The sequence below is a fragment of the Methylobacterium sp. WL116 genome (assembly GCF_008039455.1).
Taxonomy (GTDB): Bacteria; Pseudomonadota; Alphaproteobacteria; order Rhizobiales; family Beijerinckiaceae; genus Methylobacterium.
Genome location: NZ_VRUV01000423.1, coordinates 1 through 4,015, shown reverse-complemented (window position 1 = coordinate 4,015; position 4,015 = coordinate 1). Strand labels below are relative to the sequence as shown.

Annotated in this window: 4 protein-coding genes; 1 reads left to right on the top strand and 3 read right to left on the bottom strand. The window is 67.7% G+C overall.

What is annotated here, in order from left to right; genetic code table 11:
• The 3 genes from FV223_RS21950 to FV223_RS21940 all read right to left on the bottom strand — a co-directional run.
• Positions 1-1,008: branched-chain amino acid ABC transporter permease (locus tag FV223_RS21950; RefSeq protein WP_246689760.1), on the bottom strand; the 1,008-nt coding region annotated here is incomplete at its 3' end.
• 5 nt (positions 1,009-1,013) lie between these two features.
• On the bottom strand, positions 1,014-1,880 hold the full coding sequence (locus tag FV223_RS21945; RefSeq protein ID WP_147728981.1) for a branched-chain amino acid ABC transporter permease: 867 nt from the start codon (positions 1,878-1,880) through the stop codon (positions 1,014-1,016).
• 6 nt (positions 1,881-1,886) lie between these two features.
• On the bottom strand, positions 1,887-3,134 hold the full coding sequence (locus FV223_RS21940; protein WP_147728980.1) for an ABC transporter substrate-binding protein: 1,248 nt from the start codon (positions 3,132-3,134) through the stop codon (positions 1,887-1,889).
• A 128-nt stretch (positions 3,135-3,262) separates the two neighbouring features.
• On the opposite strand from FV223_RS21940, the gene FV223_RS21935 reads away from it, so the two are divergent.
• The coding region (locus FV223_RS21935) for an NmrA family NAD(P)-binding protein (RefSeq protein WP_246689759.1) at positions 3,263-4,015 on the top strand (753 nt) is incomplete at its 3' end.

Sequence of the window (4,015 nt, the reverse complement as noted above, 5' to 3'; positions counted from 1 at the left end):
CGCGGTGACAAGCCCGGTCGCGCGCTGCACGAGGCGGCGCGCCACCGGCACGAGGCCCTCGGGCACCAGCAGCACGAAGCCGACGAGCACGATCCCAAGGCCGAGATTGGGATCGAGCATCGACTGTCCGCCCGCGGTGATGATCAGCGCCTGGATCAGCACCGCCCCGAGCATCGGACCGATCAGGGTGCCGAGACCCCCGACGAGGACGAAGATGATCACCTGCGCCGACATCGACAGGCCGAACACCGTCGGACTGATGAAGCCGCCCCAGTTGGCGTAAAGGCAGCCGGCGAGCCCCGCGATCCCGGCTGAGATCGTGAAGGCGAGGAGCTTGTAGAGGCGCGGGTCGTACCCGATCAGCTGCGCGCGGGTCTCGTTTTCGCGGATCGCGACGACCACGCGGCCGAAGCGGCTCGCTAGGATGGCGCGCAGCAGCACGTAGACGCCGATCAGCGCGCCCATCGCCACGCCCCACAGGCCCTCGATGTCGAGCGGATCGCCGGGATCTCCGATCGGATTGATCACCGGGACCGCCGGGATACCGTTAAAGCCTCCGAGCTCCGCCTGGCCGATGCGGTACTGGCTGCCCGAGGTGGCGTTGAACAGCTGGAACAGGATCACCGAGACGGTGAGCGTGATGACGCCGACATAAGCGTCGCTGATCCGCCCGAAGAACATGAAGTAGCCGAGGGCGGCCGCAAACAGCATGGGCACCGCGATGGCGATCAGGATCGGCAGCGTGCTGTCGCCGAGATTGATCACCGAGACGGCATAAGCGTAGCCGCCCAGGCCTAAAAACGCCGCCTGCCCGAACGACATGATGCCGCCGTAGCCCCAGACGAAGCCCTGGCTCAGCGCGAACATCGCGAGCGCGGCGAACCCCGTCATCTGTACGAGGCCGAAGCTGTCGGTGAGGTGCGGCGCGCCGACGAGCAGGGCGAGGCCGCAGACCAGAACCGTGAGGAAGCCGGCGGCGCTCGCGAACCGTCCGGAGCGGGAGACCATGGGGTTCATAGGCTGCGCCTCAGGAAGCGGCCAGTGATGCCCTGCGGCAGCACGCGGATCAGCAGGATCGCGGCCAGCAGCAGCACCACGTCGCCGATGACCGGCGTGGTCCGGAAGGCGACGAGTTCGTTGATCGTGCCGAACAGGCCGGAAGCCAGCCCCGTGCCGGTGATGATCGCCGGACCGCCGCCGAGCACGGTGATGAAGGCGCGAGCGATGTAGGCGGCGCCCATCGCCGGCGAGACGCCGGAGATCGGCGCGAGGACGCCGCCGGCGAGCCCGGCGAGGCCTGCGCCGAGTGCGAAGGTCGCCATGTAGATCTGGTCCGGCGAGACGCCGAGTGCGGCGGCCATCTTCGGGTTCTGCATGGTCGCGCGCAGGATCAGCCCGAAGCGGGTCAGCCGAAGCAGCGCCAACATGCCGCCGAGCGCGGCAAGCGCGACCGCGATGATCACGAGGCTGTAGAGGCTCGCGCCATACCGCCCGATCTCGAAGCTGCCGACCGGCGTCGAGACCCCGCGCACGACGTTGCCGTAGAGCGTGGTCACGAGGCCGATCAGCCCGAGGCTGATGCCCCAGGTGGCGAGCATCGTGTCCATCATCCGCCCGTACAGGAAGCGGATTACGGTGCGCTCGATCACGAGGCCGATCAGGCCGACGACCAGCGGCGGCAGCACGAGCATCGCCACCCAGACGTTGATGCCGGCATCGACCGCCACGACCGCGGTGTAGGCGCCGAGCATCATGAACTCGCCGTGGGCGAGGTTGATGATCCGCATCATCCCGTAGATTACGCCGAGACCGAGCGTGATCAGCGCCAGCGTGGCGATACCGGTCAGAACGTTGAACCCGAGGAGCCCGACGAGATCCATGCCGGGTCAGCCCTTGAGGTCGGGGGTGAACTGCTTGTTGGTCTTGGGGTTCTTCAGGAGGTCGCAGGCGCCGCCTGTGTCCGACGGGAACTGGTCGGGGAAGGTGGCGAGCAGCTCCCAGGCCTTGTCCTTGGGACGCGCGAGGTAGGTGTTGCGGATGGTGTGGTGGGTCGCCCCATCCATCGTCACCTTGCCTGTGGGGCCTTCGTAGGAAATGCCCGATTCCAGCGCAGCGACGACCGCGTCGCGCTCCACCGAGCCGGCCTTCTTCACCCCTTCCGCCCAGAGCATGATGCCGTCGTAGGTGGCGGTGTCTAGCTCGCCGAGATCGGTGAGCTCGGCGCCGAACTTGGCCTGCATCCCCTTCACGAAGTCGATGCTCTTCTGCGCCGGCAGGTTGTTGTACCAGCCGTAGCAGGTGACGATGCCGTTGGTGGTGGAAGTGTCCATGGTGGTCAGCTCGTCGCCGAGACCGAACACGCTGGCGCCCATCGGAATCTTGCCCTTCATGCCGGCGGCGTCCCACTGGCGGTAGAAGCCGGAATGGTTGGCGCCGACCAGCGCCGAGAGCACCAGCTCCGGCTGCGCCTGCTGGATGCGGCTGATGGCGGAGGAGAAGTTCGTCACGTCGAGGGGGAAGAAGTCGGTGCCAGCGACCGAGCCGCCGCCGTCCTTCATGAACTTCGTCATCCAGTTCGCGGTGATGTGGCCGTAATTGTAGTCGGCGGCGACGATGTAGGCTTTCTTACCCCAGTTCTTCAGCGCGTAGTCGACCGTGTGGTTGACCGTCTGGGCCGGGGTCGAGCCGGTGCAGAACACGTTGCGGTCGCAGACGCCGCCCTCGTACTGGGTGTTGTAGAAGTAGAGGGTCTTGGAGCGTCCGAAGATCGGCCGGATCGCCTCCCGCGAGGCCGAGGTGATCCCGCCCTGGATGACGTCGACCTTCTCCTTCAGCGCCAACTGCTGCGCATATTGCGTGTAGAGCTGCATGTTCGACTGGGTGTCGTAGGCGATGATCTTCACGGGGCGCCCAAGCAGACCGCCGGTCTTGTTGATCAGATCGACCGCGTATTCGGTCGTCTCGATCATGCGCCTGCCTTCCAAGCCGAGCGCGCCGGTGCCGTCGAGCAGGCTCCCGAGCTTGATCGGCTCGGCGGCCAAGCCGTTGCGAGCGAAGAACGGCATCGCCACGGTGCCCGCAGCCAACGCACCGATCCGGAGGGCACCGCGCCGGCTGATGCTGTGGTAGTTCATGATAAGCCGCTCCGTTTCCGCGCCGGCCGCGATCCGGTGCCGGGGACGAGCAGGGCTTGGCAAGACCGATGCCAACAATTCCAACAAATCGCACATGCCTGCGTAAGCCGAGATCCGAGCTGACCCGGGTGCGGGTGCTGACCCGCGATCCCGCCAAGGCCCAATTCCCCGCCGGGGTCGAGGTCGCGACGGGCGACCTCCTCGACATCGACGCGCTGCGCCGGGCCTTCGTCGGCGTGCGCACGCTGTTCCTGCTGAATGCGGTGACCGGCGACGAGTTCACCCAGGCGATCGTCACCCTCAACCTCGCGCGCGAGGCCGGCGTCGAGCGGGTCGTCTACCTGTCGGTGTTCGGGGCCGACCGCGCCGTCGAGGTGCCCCACTTCGCGGTGAAGTTCGGGGCCGAGCGCATGCTGCGGCAGATGGGCTTCGGCGCCACGATCCTGCGCCCGACCTACTTCATCGACAACGAGGCGATGATCCGGGACGTGATCGTGGACCACGCGGTCTACCCGATGCCGATCGGCGGCAAGGGCGTCGCCATGGTCGACGCGCGCGACATCGCCGAGATCGCCGCGATCGCGCTGATCCGCCGCGACGCGGCGCCGGGCCCGCTGCCGGTCGAGACCATCAACCTCGTCGGGCCGGACACGCTCACCGGCGCGGGCCTCGCCGCGATCTGGAGCGCGGTGCTCGGCCGCCCGGTCGCCTACGGCGGCGACGATCCGAGCGGGTTCGAGCAGGCCATGGCCGGCACCATGCCGCGGTGGATGGCCTACGAGATGCGCCTGATGGCCGAGCGCTTCGTCGGCGACGGCATGATCCCGGAGGCCGGCGACCGCGAGTGGCTGACCGCGATCCTGGGCCGCCCGCTGCACGCC